Here is a 17,288-nt window from a genome sequence, read left to right as displayed (position 1 = left end):
CAATCTATTTACTCAGTTTTTTTAACTGATTATTTACACCTATTTATTGTTTGTTGATTTTTTCTTCTCTCTCTATTCTGTTGTTAATGTCCTTTTTTAACGTTTTTATTCTCTGTCCCCTTTTATCGTGGACAAGAATTATAATACCATAATTTTTAGATTCCGTCAATATCTTTTTTACTTTTTTTTTAAAAAATTTAAGGCATTAAATAAGCCGGGTTTTGTATTTGCTGATCATTTATCTAACCCCATAATTGCTTATGGTATCAAGCAGCTTACCCTGAAAGAGGACGAGCAGCCCTTTCTACTTTCCTATTTAGCCTTGCTCCAGAGGGGGTTTACCTAGCTTTCTTAGTCTCCTAAGAAACTGGTGGTCTCTTACACCACCTTTTCACCCTTACCATATAAATATAGCGGTTTGTTTTCTGTGGCACTTTCCTTAAAGTTACCTTTAGCAGCTGTTAGCTGCCCTCTTGCTCTGTGGAGTCCGGACTTTCCTCTCCTTGATTACTCAAGCAGCGATCAACTCTAATACCTTAAAATTATTTTTTATTTTAATTTTTTCTTGTCTCTTTTTTTATTCATTGAAAACACTCTTAATATAATAGCAAATATTACAAAAAATGCAATACCCATTCCTATAAAAAATGAATTTTTTTCTTCATTAATAATTTCTTCTTCTATAACTATTGGCTCTTCCACATTGACTTTATCCAGCACTCCATCTATTCCATCTAAAATTTCTATAGCATAATTTCCAGCTTCCCCTTTTGATAAAGTATTCTCAGCATTTTCTAAGACAAGATTTATTCTTTCTTGATATTCTTCTACATTTATATCTTTTGAAAAACTTAATTCAATTTTCCCTTTTCCAGAATCATCTTTTTTTATATTTAATATGATAATTTTTTCTGGATCTTCTACACTGAACCCTTCATCTGTTGGAAGTGTATTCACATATATGTGAAGTTTCCTCTTATCTTCCAATTCAGTTATTTTACTTTCTACTTTTATTTTTTCATCTTGAGAAAAAATTTTTAAATTGTCATTGAGTCTGGCAAAAGAAGTATTAAATATTGTTAATATTCCTATTATAAAAAAAGTTTTTTTCACAATTTTTCTCCTTAATAATTTTCAAAAATAGGACCATCATTAAATATTGATATTTCTAATCCCATCTCTCTTAATTTTTCTTTTAAAAGTTCTGAAAAGCAATTCTCACTTTCAAAATGTCCAATATCTATAAGATTTAATCCAGCTTCTTTAGCATCTAATGCATCATGATAACTTATATCTCCAGTTATAAAAAGTTCTGCTCCTAAAGACTTTACTTTTCGCCAATAACTCATTCCAGAACCATTGATTAAAGCTATTTTTTTTATATTTGTTTCTATATCACTACTTATTATTCTTACATTTTTTATTTTCATTTTTTCTTTAATAAAATCAGCATATTCTGAAATAGTTATTTTATTATCTAAAGAATAAATTCTTCCTATTCCTGCCATTTCATCATTTTCATTTATATCTATTATCTTGTATTCTTTTATTTCAAGCAATTCAAGAATATAGTCGTTCAAACCAGATTTTGAAGAATCAAGGTTAGTATGAATAGAATATAAATTTATTCCACTCTTTATAAGTTTTATAACTTTCCTTCCAGGAAGTTCAGACATTACAATAGATTTTAATGGTTTAAATATCAGAGGATGATGAGTTATTATCATATCTATTTCATTTTTAACTGCATAATCTATAGCTTTTTCTGTAGCATCTATAGATATCTGAATTTTTTTTATATCTTTATTATTATCACCAACTAACAATCCTACATTATCCCATTCTTCAGCATTATCTTTAGGATATTTTTCCTCTAGAAAATTTATTATCTTTTTAGTTATCATAAAAACATCTTCCCTTCTACTGTTGAAAGTATCAGAAGAGCACTTTGAAATAATTCTTCTCCCTGCCCATTTTCTAATTTTAAAATATCTTCAATTTCAAAGATAGAATATCTCTTATCTTTCCCAAATCCAAAATAATAATTTAAAACTTCTATTTGTTTCTCACCTAATCTATTTTCTAAAGTAAAAAAATCTATTTTTTTCTCTACCATTTTTTCCTTTTTCTCAATAGCCTCTAGTGTAGGAAGAAGATCCTCTTCTTTTAAATGTACTTCATCATGATACTCCTCTCTATGATCATGTTCATGCATTTTTCCAAAATTATCTTTTTTTCTCCTAAAGAAATTTTTAAATTCATTTCTAATATCTTCCACTTTATTTTCTATATACAATATAATTTCTCTTGCTATCCAATATTTAGAATAATTTTTAAAATCTCCATTTTTATCAGAATCAAAATAATCAATAGCTTTTATCAGTCCAACTGTTCCTTCTTGTACTATGTCCATGTATCCTATTCCTATTTTTACATAATTAAAGGCTATAGAAGCTACTTCATTAAGATTTTTTACTATTATCTTTTCTTTATCTGATTCCCTTATATCTTTCAAATAATTATCTTCTTCATAATCACTTATCACTTCCATATTGGAAAGTTCTTCCAGATAATCAATGACAGTTTCCTCTGCGAATTCATTTATATCCTCAGGTTCCTTTGAACCAGTATGATGACTGTCAAACTTCAACTCTTTACCTGAATTCTCATCTAAAAATTCTCTAAAATCATCATCATCTTTATAATTACCAATTATTTCTTTTTCCAGTTCTTTGACACTTAATATTTGCATATTCCCTCCATAATATTTGCAGGCAAAAATGAGGGAATCCCCAAATAACTCTATTTATCTCTTGGGGCTCCCTCAAATTTTTATACTTTAAAATCTTCTAATTTTTTTCTTCTGCTTGGATGTCTAAGTTTTCTTAAAGCTTTTACTTCTATCTGTCTTATTCTCTCTCTTGTCACTTTAAATATTTTCCCTACTTCTTCTAATGTCTTAGGTGAACCATCATCTAATCCATATCTATATCTTAAAACTCTTTCTTCTCTGCTGCTAAGAGTATTCAATACTCCATTGAGTTGTTCCCTAAGAAGTGATCTATTTGTAAGTTCATATGGATTAAGCATTTTATGATCTTCTACAAAGTCTCCTAATTCACTATCTTCTTCGCTTCCTACTGGAGTTTCAAGAGATATAGGATCTTGATTCATCTCTTGAATAGCTTTTACTTTATCTACTTCCATCCCTAGTCTTTCACCTAAAACTTCTGGAGTGGCATCTTTACCTGTTTCTTGCAAATAAATTCTTGCTTCTTTTTTTATTTTGTTTATAGTTTCTATCATATGTACTGGAATTCTTATTGTTCTACCTTGATCAGCAATAGCTCTTGTTATAGCTTGTCTTATCCACCAAGTAGCATATGTAGAAAATTTGTATCCTTTGCTATATTCAAATTTTTCAACAGCTTTCATTAAGCCTATATTTCCTTCTTGAATAAGATCAAGAAGTTTAAGTCCTCTATTGGTATGCTTTTTAGCTATACTTACAACCAGTCTGAGATTGGCTTCTATGAGTTGTTTACTTGCCCATTCATCTCCCTCTAAGGCTCTTTTAGCGTATTCCAGTTCTTCATCATGACTAAGCAATGGTATCTGTCCTATTTCACGAAGATACATTTTTATAGGTTCATCAACTTTCATATCCCCAGAAAGATTAAACAAATCATCACTTACAAGTTCATCTTCACTTATTTCTTCCAATTCTTCTGGATTAAAATGTTCAAAATCATCTAAATCTTCTGTTCTTTCATCTAAAATATCATCTATTTCATCTTCATCAGAAAACTCCTCTTTATTTTGAGTTTTTGAAATAAGTTCTTCATCTTTTTTTAAAGATGCTGCAAGTTTTTTTTCTTTTTCCAAATCTTCTTGTCTTACAATCTCAATCCCTTGTTCCATCATTCCTGTTATTAGCTGATCAATTTTTTCTACTGGAAAATCACTCTTTAATTCTTCATTTATTTCCTCATAAGTTATAAACTTATTTTCCATTGCTTTTCTGACTAAAGAAAGAACCTTCTCATTTTTTATAAACTCTCTCATTATTTGAAGCCTCCTCTAAAAAATTATAGATTAACTATTTCCTCATATTCTTTATATATATCCAGTATTTTTGAAAAATCATTAGTTGCATTCAATTTTAATTCGATGCTTTTAAGCTCTATTGTTTTACTAATATTTTCTCTATTCTTTTGTTTTTCTTTCAATTCTATCCTAAACCAAGATATAAATATCTCTTCTAATAATTTATTTGTTCTATCATCATTGGAAAAATCATTTATAACCATACAGATTATAATTTCCCATTCCTCTGTTTCAGATATTGTCAATTCAACACTATCTTTAAATTCTCTCACTATATTTGATTCATCATCTTTTTCTTTAAGATACTGAAAAATTTTTTTAGTTAAAGAGCCTTTTATATTCTTATTTTTAAAATATTCAAAATATTCATTTTTAGCTATAATAAGTCCAAGTGTTAGTTCTTCTAATTTACTTGCTGTTTCTTCTTTTGATATACTTATATCTTCTGTAATTCCTTCTACTTTCCTTGATTTTTTCCTATTTTTAACTACCAAAGTCTCTTTAAGTATATCTTTTTCAATGCTTAGTTGTTTAGATAACTTGTCTAAGTACAAGCTCTTTTCAAGATCAGTCTCAACACTCTGAAAAAATTCTTTAAATCTATTTATAAAATTCTGTTTAGACATCATATTACTAAGATCATATTCTTTAGAATAATATTTAAATAAGAAGTCAAATATTTCAACAGAATTTTTCACACACTTTAAAAAACTTTCTTTTCCATACAGTTTTAAATATTCATCAGGATCCTTTGCTCCTTCCAGAACTAGAACTCTGATATTAAAACCTAATGCCTTCAATATCATTCCAGCTCTTTCAGTTGCTGACTGTCCTGCTGCATCTGAGTCAAAAGAAAGTATTATATTAGAAGTATATCTTTTTAGAAGTTTTCCCTGCTCCTCAGTCAAAGCTGTTCCCAAAGGAGCCAAAGCTACATCAAATCCATATAAATATCCTGATAATACATCCATATATCCTTCCATGAGCATAGCATAATTTTTTTTCTTAATCATGCTTCCTCGTTCCAGTCCATATAGATTCTTCCCTTTTTTAAAAATAGGTGTATCTGGAGAATTTATGTATTTAGGAATTTCCTTATTATTTTCAAGGGTTCTTCCTCCAAAAGCTATTATTTTACCTACTGGAGAATAAATTGGAAATATAATTCTATTTCTGAATACATCATACTGTCCATTTTCACTCTCTTTTACAAGGCCTAAAGCAATCAGATCTTTTAATTCATATCCCTTACTGACAAGATAATCATTGAGCTCATTCCATTTATTTGGAGCAAATCCCAATTCATTATCTTTTATAATTTTTGAATTGAGCTTTCTGGATACCAAATATTCCATAGCCTCTCTTCCACTATTAGAAAAAATATATTCCTTAAAAAAGCTGTGAGCATCTTCCATTATTTTATAGTATTTTTCATAATTCTCTTCATTTTTTCTGCTGTTTCTGATTCCTTTTATAGGTATTCCATATTTTTTAGAAAGTTCTTCAACAGCTTCTATAAAGCTTATCTTTTTATATTCAGAATAAAATTTTATAGGATTTCCCCCAGCCCCACAAACAAAACATTTACATATATTTTTACTTGGACTGACCATAAAAGAAGGAGAGGTATCTTGATGGAAAGGACATAATCCCTTATAACTTGAGCCCGATTTTTTCAGTTCTACAAATTCGCCAACTACCTCTTCTATTCTGAGGCTTTCTATCAGCATATCTATGTCTTCAGACCTATATCTCACTTGTAATCACTGTTTTATTTTCATTATTATGCTCAGTTTTCAATTTCTTCATTAGGCTCTCCCTTTTATACATATCTTTATTCTGGAAATAAAAAGTTATATTAAAACACAGAAAATATTTTTCCGTTATTCTTTAGTATAATACATTTTTTAGAAATAATCAAATTTTTTTCCATAAGAATATAAAAAAGAGAGTAACCCAAAATAAAATTTTAGGTCATTCTCTTTTTGTATATCAATTACCTAAATAAGCTTTTTTAGTTCTTCTTGAGTTTTTGAATTAAGATAATCTTCTTTAACTCTATCTTTTAACTCAACAAAATCAGCTGCTTTATATTTTACTTCATTTATTTTCTTAATAATATAGAATTTATCTTCAATAAGAGCTGTTTGAACATTATTTATAGGAGTATCAAATATTAATTTTGTAAGTGATTCATTATACCCTAGTCCTGGAATATACCCTGCATCATCTATTTTAGAAAATAAAGCACTTTGAAGGACATCTTTATTTTCCTTTGAAAGAGTTTCAAAATTTATTGTACCATTTGCTAGTTTTTCTTTTACTGCATCTATTTCATCTTTTTTAGTATTAAGAGTTTCCTCAGAAATTTTAGGAACAATAAGAATATGACTTGCTTTAGCTCTTTCTTCATCATCTTTTCTATCTTCTATATATATCAAATGCTGTCCAAAAATAGTCTCTACAGGTTCTGGATATATTTTTCCTATTTCTCCTGCAAATACAGCTTTTTGAAAAGGTTCAACCATATCTTTTTTAGAAAACCATCCTAAATCTCCACCATTTGGTGAACTTGGTCCATCAGAATTCTTTTTTGCTGTCTCAGCAAAATTTTCAGGAGTAAGAGTTTTTAATAACTCTTCTGCTCTTGTTTTTGCTGCTGCTTTGTCTTCTGCTGAAGGATCAACTTTTAAAATAGCTATATATGAATCAGCACTTGGAAAAGTGTCATATACAAGTTTATTCTTTTCAAAATATTCTTTTAATTGAATATCAGTTGGATTTAATGAATTTTTTATATTTTCAAAAAGTCCTTTCTTATACTCTTCAAATTTATAATCAAGAGGAAGTGTCTCATCTACTTTTATTCCTCTTTCAATAGCTATCTTAGCTAATTTTATTTGAGCTTTGTAATATTCCTTAGCTAATTCTCTAGCTTTCTCTCTGTCACCATTAGTAATAAATAGATTATTAAGAGTTCTTTTTGCCATTTCTATATTAGATACTGCAAAACCATCCTCTTCCATTTCATTTCTCTCAACATATGCTTTATATTCTTCTGAAACATTTTCTAGTTTCATTTCCTTTCTGGCTTTATTAAGGAGAAGAACATATTCTTCTATCCCCTTAGTTTGTTTTAAATCAGTTATTACTTCACTCTTTACATCAGATAAAGGTTTTCCAGAAAATCTGATATATAGATTATCTTCATAGTACTTATTTATTTCGTCATCACTAGGATTAATTCCTTCTTGTATTTTAGCAAGAGTTTTTTCTATTGTAAGATTATCTTTCAGCTCTTTTTTGAAAGTATTTTTAGTATACCCTTGTACTTGAAGCATTCTTTTAAATTGGTCTCTATTTCCAATGGAATTTTCTATTTTATCATATTGGGCATTTACATCTCCATTAGAAACTTTAACTTTTAATTTACCTGCCATTTCTAATGTAAGATTCTTATTTACAACCTCATCAAAAGCTAAAACGTCTATAAGACTTCTATCTACTTTATCCCCTAGATATCTTGAATATCCATCAATCATTGTAGCTTTTGTTTTCTCTACCTCAAATTTAGATATTTTATTTCCATTCAATTTAAAAGCATAATTTGAGCTGCCACTGTTCATACTTCCTATAAGCCCTGATAAAGTAGCATATCCACCACCTAATACCATAAGGATAGTCACCAACCAGATAATAGGCTTCATTTGTTTACGAAATTTTCTAATTGCCATAATCAATGTATTACCAGCCAAAACTGGTAATTTTCCCCCTTCTTTTAGTTAGTTCTTTCTTGTTATTTACTTTACTTCTCTCTATTTAAAATCCAAACCATATTTTCTAATTTTTTCATAAAGAGTAGTTCTTCCAATTCCAAGAAGTTTAGAAGTTTCTTGTTTATTCCATCTAGTTTTTTGCAATGCTATAGCAATAACTACTTTTTCAACATCTGCAAGACTGTATATTTCCTGTTCAAGAATATCTTTTAATGGTCCTACTCCTACTACTGTTTTATTTTCAACAGTATCAGATTTCATTTTTATTTCAAGCGGAAGGTCTTCCACACCTATTATCTTATCAGTAGAAAGAATTACCATTCTTTCTATCATATTTCTAAGTTCTCTTATATTTCCTGGATATGAATACTCCATCAAGTACTTCATTGCTTCTCCTGAAATAACAGGGGTATCTCTATGAAGCTCTCTCACTATTTTATTTAAGAAGTAATTAGCAAGAAGAGGTACATCCTCTTTTCTCTCTCTTAATGGTGGTACTTCTATTGGAAACACAGTTAATCTATGGTACAAATCTTTTCTAAATTTTCCTTTTTCAGTTTCATCTTTAAGATCTTTATCACTAGCTACAATGAATCTGACATCTACTCTTCTAGTCTTGTTTCCTCCAACTCTTCTCAATTCACCATACTCAATAACTCTTAAAAGTTTAGCTTGGATTTTAATATCCATAGCTGAAATATCATCAAGGAACATAGTTCCACCATCAGCTTCTTCTAATAATCCTTTTTTGCTGGAATTAGCCCCTGTAAAAGCTCCTCTTTCAAATCCGAAGAGTTCTCTTTCCATAGTTTCTTCTGGCATAGATGCACAACTTACTACTATGTAGTTGTTCTTTCTTCTGTCACTTTTTTTGTATATTTCTTTAGCTACAAGCTCTTTTCCAATTCCATTTTCACCTGTTATAAGAACTGTAAGATCACTTTCAGCTACTTTTTCTATAAGATTTTTTACGTCTTTAATTCTTGAAGATTGCCCTACTATTTCACTTTCTTCTTCAGTACTTAATAATTTTTCTTCAAGCTTTCTTTTCTCTTTTAATATTTCCAAGTTTTTAAGAGCCGGCATTATAATTCTGTTCATCTCTCTCAACTCTACTGGTTTCATTAGATAATTATAAATATCTGCATTTTTTAATTCTTGAAGTAATTCTTCATTTTCATCATCTAATAATCCTACAACAACAAAATCTTTTCCAATTCCATTTAATTTTCTTTTAGCTTCTGCAAAATTGAACCATGTCAGATATTCATCTAATAAAACAATATCAAAATCACTTTCTCTAAGCATATCCAGTGCATCTAAAAGATTATTGAATGTTATGATTTCATATTGTTCTGAAAGTTCTTTTCTTATTTGTTTTAACGTTTCCTTTCTCTCTGAAATAGCTAATATAGCATTCTTCATAATTTGGCCTCCCTATTTTATATATCTTTCAAAAATAATTCATAATTTATGGTTTTCTATTATAATGTATTATAATAGATAATCTGTATTTTTTCAAGACTATTTTTAATAATTTACAATATACTGTACTATATCCCTGAATTACAGCTATCTTGTCAAATTAAAAATATCATTTGCTGTTATGTAAAAAATAAATGCAAAAAGTATTAACATTCCAGCAGTATGTAATCTTTCCTCAAACTTTTTATTTACTTTTACACCTATTAGTTCTAAAATAACAAAAAGTATTCTTCCACCATCTAAAGCTGGTAGAGGCATAAGATTTAAAATTCCTACATTCACTGATAAAAGTGCTGTGAGCCATATCAATATTCCCACGCCTTCTTTGGAAGCATCTCCTACTACTTTTATTATACCAATTGGTCCACTTATTTCCTCTGATTTTACTTTTCCGCTTACAATAAGTTTTAACCCTCCCAATGTATCAGAAAAGATCTTTTTAAAACTTAAAAAACTTGCTTTTGCTGCTTCTCCAGCTCCATATTTTTCTATGGTATACTCAGGAAGTATTCCTACAATATATCTTTTTGTTTCTGGATCTTCTGTAAGCTCAAGATCTATATTTTCTAACTTACCATCTCTTTCTAATTCCACTTGTATAGGAAGTTTAGGGTCTTTTTCTGTAAGTACCCTTCCTATATCATTCCATTCCTTTATTTCTATTCCATTTATTTTTAAAATCTTATCTTTTGGAAAAATAACCTTACTTCCTTTGCTTTCAGGGAGTACACTTCCTATTACAGCTTCTTTATTTTGAATATATTTTCCATGAGAATAAATCATAGAAAAAATCAATAGAAATGCAAGAAGAAAGTTCATAAATACTCCTGCAAAAAGTACTATAAATCTAGCTAAAGGTGATTTACTATTAAAACCATCTTCAACTTTACTTCCTACTTCCATTCCTTCTATATTTACAAATCCTCCAAGGGGAATAGCTCTAAAAGAATATGTTGTTTTTATTGTTTCATATGAGTACACTTGCGGACCCATTCCAATTGAAAATTCACTTACAGGCATTTTAAAAAATTTAGCTGTAAGAAAATGTCCAAGTTCATGTATAAATATTATTATTCCCAAAACCAGAATAGCTATTAATATGTTCATTCTTTCCTCCATCTATCAGATGATATTTCTGACTAATTTATATATCTCTTCTCCTATTTCATCTATAGTTTTAAGTTTCTCTCCATCTGTACATTTTATCTCTTTCCATCCATACTTTTTAGCAATATTGCAAGCATTTGTATGAGATTTTTCCAAATAAACTGCATCTCTTTCATGAATATCTTTTCTCTGTTCACCAGTTATTTTATTATTTCTTTCTTTCATAAGCTTTATTGCCATTTCTGTAGGCATATTTAAAAATATTATAAGATCTGGTCTTGGAATATCCATTTTATCATATTCCAATTCATCCAACCAATTTAAATATATATTTTTTTCTGCTTCATCTATTATTTTAGAGGCCTGATGTACCATATTAGAAGTGACATATCTGTCTGTTACTATTATTCCATCTTCTTGATAGAATTTTTCCCAATCCATTTTATACGAAGCATATCTGTCAATTGCATACATCATTGATATAGGATAAGGATTCACTTTCATTGGATCTTCTCCAAATTTCCCTGCCAGATACATTTTTACAGGTTCACATGCAGGGCTGTCATAATTTGGAAAAGATATTTTTTTTATATTATATTTTTCATTTAGGAGTCTTTCAAAAAGTTTTTTTGTCTGTGTTTCCTTTCCACTAGAGTCTGTTCCTTCTATAACTATAAGTTTTCCCATTTTATTTTTCTCCCTTACATTTTCCATACTTGCTGTAGACCCAGTTTCTTGTTTCTTTATCTACTCTTTTAACCGTTTCTACACTATCAATCTCTACCAATTCATGCCTGTCCATAGATTCTTCTATTATTTCATATATAACGAGAAATCCTATTTTCCCTTTCATAAATAATTCTACTGCTACTTCATTAGCTGCATTAAATACAGCTGGCATAGATTTTCCAGCTTTTCCTGCCTTATATGCAAGTTCTACTCCTCTAAAAGTTTCATCATCAACTCTTTCAAATGTAAGAGTCGATACTTTTATAAAATCCAATGCTTCAAATATAGTATTTGCTGCTCTTTTAGGATAAGTAAAGGCATATTGAATAGGAAGCTTCATATCAGGTACTCCCAGCTGAGCTATCACTGACTTATCATTAAATTGCACCATTGAATGTATTACACTTTGAGGATGTACTAAAACATCTATATGATCATAATCAACTCCAAAAAGCTCATGAGCTTCAATTACTTCAAGTCCTTTATTTACAAGAGAAGATGAATCAATAGTTATTTTTTTACCCATAGACCAGTTTGGATGTCTTAAAGCATCTTCTACTTTCACTTTTTTCAATTCTTCTTTTTTCTTTCCTCTGAAAGTTCCTCCACTAGCTGTTATTATTATTTTTTCAACTTCTTTTTTCTTTCCTCCTAACAGAGATTGAAATATAGCTGAATGTTCACTATCTACAGGAATTATTTCAGCCTTTGGATACTCTCCAAGAAGACGATTTATATATGAACCTGCAGCTACCATAGTCTCTTTATTGGCAAGTGCTATTCTTTTACTGTTTTTTATTCCTTCAACTGTAGCTTCTATTCCTACAGCTCCACTGACAGCACTAAGAAGTATATCATAATCTTTCAACATGGCAAGTTCTCTAAGTCCTTCCTCTCCTAAAAATATTTTCATATTTGGAAATTCTGCCTTTATTTCTTTATATCCTTCTTCTGTTCCTACTGCAACATATTCTGGAGCAAACTCTCTTATCTGCTCCAAAAGCAGTTTATGATTTTTATAACCACTTAGGGCTACCACTTTAAATTTTTCTCCTGCATTTCTTATTACTTCTAAAGCATTAGTTCCTATACTTCCAGTAGCTCCTAATACTATTATTCTTTTCATTTTTTAAATTCCTCCTATGAAAAAAATTGGGCGAACAGAAATATCCTTTCACCCAATGAGATATTATATTATGATACTATAAATTTCAAAAGATAGTAAACAGTAGGTGCTACAAAAAGCATACTATCAAATCTATCTAATATACCTCCATGCCCTTTAAGAATACTTCCTGAATCCTTTACTTTAAATTCTCTTTTAAACATAGATTCACCTAAATCTCCAAGCTGAGCTATTATACTTATAAATATTCCTATTATTACTATGTTAGAGATTCCAAGTTCACCATTATTAAGCAGATGAAAATATTTCTCAAGAAAATACAGAGAAACTATTGTAAATATAGTTCCACCTATCGAGCCTTCTATGGATTTTTTAGGGCTGATACTGCTGAATCCTCTATTAAATATCTTTCTTCCTATAGTCATTCCTGTAAAATATGCAAAACTATCACATACCCAAACCATTATTTGAACTGTTAAAAGCCATTTTCCTCCATTTGGAAGAAAACTTATCAATATTACATGAGAAAAAAGTATAGAAATATATAATGCTCCTAGAATAGTTTCCCCTATATCTACACTTGCATTTTCTACCTTATTCTCAAATACTCTGTAACCAATTAAAAATATAACAAAAAAAGCCAATAATCCTGTTACATCTATTGATAAAGTTCCTAATTCATTAAAGAATAACACATTGGGAATAAGTAATGCTCCTATTATTCCTGCTATTTTATGAGGTTTTTTTCCTCCCATCTCTGCCATATTATAAAATTCATAAGCTCCCATACCTACAATCACATTTACAAAAAGAAGCAAAGGAAAGCCTCCATGATATAATATGTAGATAAGCAGTGGAATTCCCACTATGGCTACCATTATTCTACTAAGCATTTTTTACTCCTCCAAATCTTCTGTCTCTTTCATTGTAACTCTGTATAGCTTTATCCAATTCCTTTTCATCAAAGTCTGGCCATAATGCATCTGTGATATATATTTCTGAATATGCTATCTGCCATAACAAGAAATTTGATATTCTGAACTCTCCACTTGTTCTTATGAGTAATTCTGGATCAGGTATATCATTATACATATATTTTGAAAATTTTTCTTCATCTATATTCTCTATTCCCAATTTAAGAATAGAATTTACAGCATCTATTATCTCTGCTCTTCCACCATAATTAAATGCTATATTTAATATAAGGCCTGTATTATCCTTACTTTTATCTTCAAGTTTTTCTATTGCTTCCAGAAGTGATGACCTTACTCCATCTTTTCTTCCCGATACCAAAAATCTCACATTATTTTTCATTATATTTTTTTCTTCATTTTTTAAATATGTTTTAAAGAGAAACATTAAAGTATCAACTTCTTCCTTACTTCTTTTCCAGTTTTCTGTTGAAAAAGCATAAACAGTAAGATATTTGACTCCAATCCTTCCTGCATAAGTTATTATCTTTCTTAATACATCAGCACCTTCTTTATGTCCTAATGTCCTAGGCAATCCTCTTTTTTCTGCCCATCTACCATTTCCATCCATGATTATTGCTATATGACTTGGAATTCTTGACTCCACTATCTATCACCTCATTGATATATTCAGTAAATTTTACCATATTTATTGAAATTTTTCTATATAATATAAAAAAGAGCCTGAATAAAAAGGGATATTAATAATTAAAAATTTTAAAAATGAAAGAATTATTATTAATCTTTCTACTAGAAAATTTCTAAAATATTGGTCCTTTTAAAAATCAGTCTCTTTTTTAGCATTACTTAATTAATTGTTAAACAGTTGTAATCTCTTTTTCTTTTTTAGCAAAAAGTTCATCTATTGCTTTGATATGAGCATCAGTTATTTTTTGAATTTCATTTTCTAAAGTTTTTACTTCATCTTCAGAAATTGGATTTTCTTTATCCTTTGAAAGTTTTTTAAGATCATTATTTCCATCTTTTCTTATATTTCTTACTGCCACTTTTCCATTTTCAGCTTCTGTCTTAGCCATTTTCACATATTCTTTTCTTCTTTCAGCAGTAAGTTCAGGCATTACAAGTCTGATAACTTTACCATCATTATTTGGTGTAAGTCCTAGATTTGCAGCCATAATAGCTTTTTCTATTTTAGAAATGAGAGATTTATCCCATGGGTCAATAACAAGTAGTCTAGCTTCTGGAGCAGAAACTGAACCTACTTGATTTAAAGGCATCTCAGATCCATATTGTTCAACTTTTATATTATCAAGCATAGAAACACTAGCTCTTCCAGCTCTAATAGAAGTAAATTTATGTTTTGTTGCTTCTATTGCTTTTCCCATTTTTTCATTACATAATTTAACTACATCTTGTCCTGTCATATCTTTTCCCTCCTGATTTAATCAGCCACTACGACTGTTCCTATTTTTTCTCCCATTATAACCTTTTTTATATTTCCTTCTTCAAGAGAATTAAAAACAACAATAGGTAATTTATTTTCTCTGCATAGAGAAATAGCTGTAGCATCCATTACCTTCAAATCTTTATTTAAAACTTCAGTATAAGTTACAACATTATATTTAACTGCATCTGCATATTTTACAGGATCTTTATCATAAATACCATCAACTTTTGTAGCTTTCAAAACTGCTTCAGTATTCATTTCAATAGCCCTCAAAGCTGCTGCTGTATCAGTTGTGAAATAAGGATTTCCTGTTCCTGCACCAAATATTACAACTCTTCCTTTTTCTAAATGTCTTTGAGCTTTTCTTTTAATAAAAGGTTCAGCGATTTTAGGCATCTCTATGGCTGTTTGTACTCTTGTAGGTACTCCAAGCTTCTCTATTGCATTTTGTAAAGCAAGTGAATTGATAACTGTAGCAAGCATACCCATATGATCTCCAGTAACTCTATCCACCCCTTGAGTAGCTCCAGATATTCCTCTGAATATGTTTCCTCCACCAATAACTATAGAAACTTCTACACCAAGATCAACGATTTCTTTTATCTGTCTAGCATAAGAATATATTACATCTGAAGATATTCCAAATTCCTGATCTCCCATTAAAGCTTCACCACTAAGTTTTAACAAAACTCTCTTATAAAAAGGCTTCTCCATCTCTCCTCCTACAATTTATGTTTTTTTAAAAAAATGGGGATGCTGATGCATCCCCTTATGCTTTTGTTGATATTATCCTTTGATTTGAGCTGCAACTTCTGCTGCGAAATCTTCTTCTTTTTTCTCTATTCCATCTCCAACTTTATATCTAGCAAAAGATACAACTTTAAGAGGAGCTGCAAATTTAGCAACAGTTTCTTTATTTTCTGCTCTTACATAGATTTGATCTACTAAACAGTTTTCTTCATAGAATTTATTCATTTTTCCAATTAATATTTTTTCTATAATTTGAGCTGGTTTTCCTTCAGCTTCTAATTGTTTTCTAGCAATTTCTTTTTCATGCTCTAAATCTGTAGTTGTAACTTCAGATGAATCTAAATATTTAGGGTCCATAGCTGCAACATGCATAGCTATATCCTTAGCTTTTGCTAGATTTTCTTCAGTAGGCTCTCCAGTCATTTCAACAATAACTCCTAATTTTCCTCCCAAATGACTGTATGTTGCAACAAATCCATCCTTAGCAATAGTTTCATGAATTCTTCTGATATTCATATTTTCACCAATTTTAGCAATTAAATCAGTTACTGCTACAGCAACAGTTTTTCCTGGTACAAATTCAACAGCATTTAAAGCTTCTAAAGTAGTTGCTTTATTATCTATAGCTATCTGAGCTAATTTTTTACCAAACTCTGTAAATTCTACATTTTTAGCAACAAAGTCAGTTTCAGAATTGAATTCAATTAATACGGCCATTTTATGATCAGCTGATATTCCATCAAATACTAATCCTTCTGCTGCAATTCTTCCTGCTTTTTTAACTGCTTTTGCAATTCCTTTTTCTCTTAAATAGTCTATGGCTTTATCCATATCCCCATTCATTTCCATTAGTGCTTTTTTACAATCCATCATTCCAGCACCAGTTCTTTCTCTTAGTTCTTTAACTAAACTAGCTGTTATTTCTGCCATGTCTTCCTCCTAATAAAAATAGTTTTTATTAAATCCTCTATAATTATGTCTCAGTTGATGTAAAATTACTCAGCTGATCCTTCTTCTACATTGATTTCTTCAGAAGCTACTTCTTTAACTTCTTTACCTTGATTTCCTTCAATAATTGCATTGGCAATAACTGAAGATATAAGTTTTACTGATCTTATAGCATCATCATTAGCTGGAATTGGATAAGTTACTAAATCAGGATCTACATTTGTATCAATCATTGCAAATACAGGAATTCCTAAGTTAGCTGCTTCAACAATTGCTAAAGTTTCTTTCTTACAGTCTACAATAAATATAGCTTGTGGAACATCTTTCATATCTTTAATTCCAGAAAGGTTTTTAGAAAGTTTAACCAATTCTTTTCTGAAGTTAGCTGCTTCTTTTTTAGTATAAGCAGTATCTAAAGTTCCATCTGCTTCCATTTTTTCTAATTCTTTCAATCTGTCTATTCTTGTTTTGATAGTAGCAAAGTTAGTTAACATCCCCCCAAGCCATCTGTTATTTACATAGTACATTCCAGATCTTTCAGCTTGTTCTTTTACAGCTTCTTGAGCTTGTTTTTTAGTTCCTACAAATAGAACTTTTCCGCCATTCTCAGCGATTTCTCTTATAACTGCATAAGCTTCCTCAATTTTCTTTAAAGATTTGTGTAAATCAATTACATGGATTCCATTTCTTTCAGTAAAAATGTATTTAGCCATTTTTGGATTCCATCTTTTTGCTTGGTGTCCAAAGTGAACTCCAGCTTCTAATAATTGTTTCATTGTTATTACTGCCATTTTTTCCTCCTAAATTTTGGTTTTTTTCTTCCACTAGCCTTAAAACTAAGCCATCTTAAAAGACACCTTGCCTAGAAATAACTAGTGTGT

16 protein-coding genes and 1 other RNA gene are annotated in these 17,288 nt (G+C 29.6%); all 17 read right to left on the bottom strand.

Going from position 1 to position 17,288, the window contains the following annotated elements; translation table 11 throughout:
- Window positions 1–194: 194 nt before the first annotated feature.
- Window positions 195–539, bottom strand: an RNA gene (rnpB, locus tag E6771_RS11130) — RNase P RNA component class A.
- A 10-nt stretch (window positions 540–549) separates the two neighbouring features.
- Window positions 550–1,113 carry a hypothetical protein gene (locus E6771_RS11125; protein ID WP_316091395.1) on the bottom strand — a complete coding sequence of 188 codons (564 nt, stop codon included), beginning with the start codon at window positions 1,111–1,113 and terminating at the stop codon, window positions 550–552.
- 11 nt (window positions 1,114–1,124) lie between these two features.
- Complete coding sequence (locus tag E6771_RS11120) at window positions 1,125–1,904, bottom strand: Nif3-like dinuclear metal center hexameric protein (protein ID WP_316091394.1); 780 nt, start codon at window positions 1,902–1,904, stop codon at window positions 1,125–1,127.
- Entirely contained in the window at window positions 1,901–2,752 is an 852-nt protein-coding gene (locus E6771_RS11115; protein ID WP_316091393.1) for a sigma-70 family RNA polymerase sigma factor, read from the bottom strand. The genes E6771_RS11120 and E6771_RS11115 overlap by 4 nt, the downstream gene beginning before the upstream one ends.
- Before the next feature lie 80 nt (window positions 2,753–2,832).
- Window positions 2,833–4,065: an RNA polymerase sigma factor RpoD gene (gene rpoD, locus E6771_RS11110; protein WP_316091392.1), complete on the bottom strand. Its 1,233-nt coding sequence runs from the start codon at window positions 4,063–4,065 to the stop codon at window positions 2,833–2,835.
- Window positions 4,066–4,088: 23 nt separating this feature from the next.
- Complete coding sequence (dnaG, locus tag E6771_RS11105) at window positions 4,089–5,864, bottom strand: DNA primase (protein ID WP_316091391.1); 1,776 nt, start codon at window positions 5,862–5,864, stop codon at window positions 4,089–4,091.
- A 243-nt stretch (window positions 5,865–6,107) separates the two neighbouring features.
- Window positions 6,108–7,841, bottom strand: a complete 1,734-nt coding sequence (locus E6771_RS11100; protein WP_316091390.1) for a peptidylprolyl isomerase — start codon at window positions 7,839–7,841, stop codon at window positions 6,108–6,110.
- 81 nt (window positions 7,842–7,922) lie between these two features.
- A complete protein-coding gene (locus tag E6771_RS11095) occupies window positions 7,923–9,308 on the bottom strand; it encodes a sigma-54 dependent transcriptional regulator (protein ID WP_316091389.1) in 1,386 nt (461 codons plus the stop codon).
- A 147-nt stretch (window positions 9,309–9,455) separates the two neighbouring features.
- On the bottom strand, window positions 9,456–10,475 hold the full coding sequence (locus E6771_RS11090) for a M50 family metallopeptidase (RefSeq protein ID WP_316091388.1): 1,020 nt from the start codon (window positions 10,473–10,475) through the stop codon (window positions 9,456–9,458).
- 15 nt (window positions 10,476–10,490) lie between these two features.
- Window positions 10,491–11,162 (bottom strand): thymidylate kinase, encoded by a 672-nt coding sequence (locus E6771_RS11085; RefSeq protein ID WP_316091387.1) that lies wholly within the window; start codon window positions 11,160–11,162, stop codon window positions 10,491–10,493.
- 1 nt (window position 11,163) lies between these two features.
- Complete coding sequence (gene dxr, locus E6771_RS11080) at window positions 11,164–12,330, bottom strand: 1-deoxy-D-xylulose-5-phosphate reductoisomerase (RefSeq protein ID WP_316091386.1); 1,167 nt, start codon at window positions 12,328–12,330, stop codon at window positions 11,164–11,166.
- Window positions 12,331–12,398: 68 nt separating this feature from the next.
- Window positions 12,399–13,223, bottom strand: coding sequence for a phosphatidate cytidylyltransferase (locus E6771_RS11075; protein WP_316091385.1), 825 nt, complete (start codon window positions 13,221–13,223; stop codon window positions 12,399–12,401).
- Window positions 13,216–13,908, bottom strand: coding sequence for an isoprenyl transferase (locus tag E6771_RS11070; protein ID WP_316091384.1), 693 nt, complete (start codon window positions 13,906–13,908; stop codon window positions 13,216–13,218). Before E6771_RS11070 ends, E6771_RS11075 begins: the two co-directional genes overlap by 8 nt.
- 211 nt (window positions 13,909–14,119) lie before the next feature.
- The gene (gene frr, locus E6771_RS11065; protein ID WP_316091383.1) at window positions 14,120–14,686 is read right to left on the bottom strand and encodes a ribosome recycling factor; all 567 of its coding nucleotides are present in this window, start codon (window positions 14,684–14,686) and stop codon (window positions 14,120–14,122) included.
- Between the two features lie 17 nt (window positions 14,687–14,703).
- Window positions 14,704–15,423, bottom strand: a complete 720-nt coding sequence (gene pyrH / locus E6771_RS11060) for a UMP kinase (RefSeq protein WP_096404415.1) — start codon at window positions 15,421–15,423, stop codon at window positions 14,704–14,706.
- 72 nt (window positions 15,424–15,495) lie between these two features.
- Window positions 15,496–16,389 carry a translation elongation factor Ts gene (gene tsf, locus E6771_RS11055; protein ID WP_316091382.1) on the bottom strand — a complete coding sequence of 298 codons (894 nt, stop codon included), beginning with the start codon at window positions 16,387–16,389 and terminating at the stop codon, window positions 15,496–15,498.
- Window positions 16,390–16,454: 65 nt separating this feature from the next.
- Window positions 16,455–17,198 carry a 30S ribosomal protein S2 gene (gene rpsB / locus E6771_RS11050; protein ID WP_316091381.1) on the bottom strand — a complete coding sequence of 248 codons (744 nt, stop codon included), beginning with the start codon at window positions 17,196–17,198 and terminating at the stop codon, window positions 16,455–16,457.
- Window positions 17,199–17,288 lie beyond the last annotated feature (90 nt).

Source organism: Fusobacterium sp., from assembly GCF_032477075.1.
Classification (GTDB): Bacteria; Fusobacteriota; Fusobacteriia; order Fusobacteriales; family Fusobacteriaceae; genus Fusobacterium_A.
The sequence above is the reverse complement of the archived record's forward strand: the minus strand, read 5'-3'. Positions and strand labels throughout refer to the sequence as shown.

Coding starts and splice junctions, on each gene's coding strand:
- E6771_RS11115 (WP_316091393.1), bottom strand. CDS start 2,752: ATGCAAATATTAAGTGTCAAAGAACTGGAAAAAGAAATAATTGGTAAT.
- pyrH (WP_096404415.1), bottom strand. CDS start 15,423: ATGGAGAAGCCTTTTTATAAGAGAGTTTTGTTAAAACTTAGTGGTGAA.
- E6771_RS11120 (WP_316091394.1), bottom strand. CDS start 1,904: ATGATAACTAAAAAGATAATAAATTTTCTAGAGGAAAAATATCCTAAA.
- E6771_RS11075 (WP_316091385.1), bottom strand. CDS start 13,223: ATGCTTAGTAGAATAATGGTAGCCATAGTGGGAATTCCACTGCTTATC.
- E6771_RS11095 (WP_316091389.1), bottom strand. CDS start 9,308: ATGAAGAATGCTATATTAGCTATTTCAGAGAGAAAGGAAACGTTAAAA.
- rpsB (WP_316091381.1), bottom strand. CDS start 17,198: ATGGCAGTAATAACAATGAAACAATTATTAGAAGCTGGAGTTCACTTT.
- frr (WP_316091383.1), bottom strand. CDS start 14,686: ATGACAGGACAAGATGTAGTTAAATTATGTAATGAAAAAATGGGAAAA.
- E6771_RS11085 (WP_316091387.1), bottom strand. CDS start 11,162: ATGGGAAAACTTATAGTTATAGAAGGAACAGACTCTAGTGGAAAGGAA.
- E6771_RS11090 (WP_316091388.1), bottom strand. CDS start 10,475: ATGAACATATTAATAGCTATTCTGGTTTTGGGAATAATAATATTTATA.
- dxr (WP_316091386.1), bottom strand. CDS start 12,330: ATGAAAAGAATAATAGTATTAGGAGCTACTGGAAGTATAGGAACTAAT.
- E6771_RS11100 (WP_316091390.1), bottom strand. CDS start 7,841: ATGGCAATTAGAAAATTTCGTAAACAAATGAAGCCTATTATCTGGTTG.
- rpoD (WP_316091392.1), bottom strand. CDS start 4,065: ATGAGAGAGTTTATAAAAAATGAGAAGGTTCTTTCTTTAGTCAGAAAA.
- tsf (WP_316091382.1), bottom strand. CDS start 16,389: ATGGCAGAAATAACAGCTAGTTTAGTTAAAGAACTAAGAGAAAGAACT.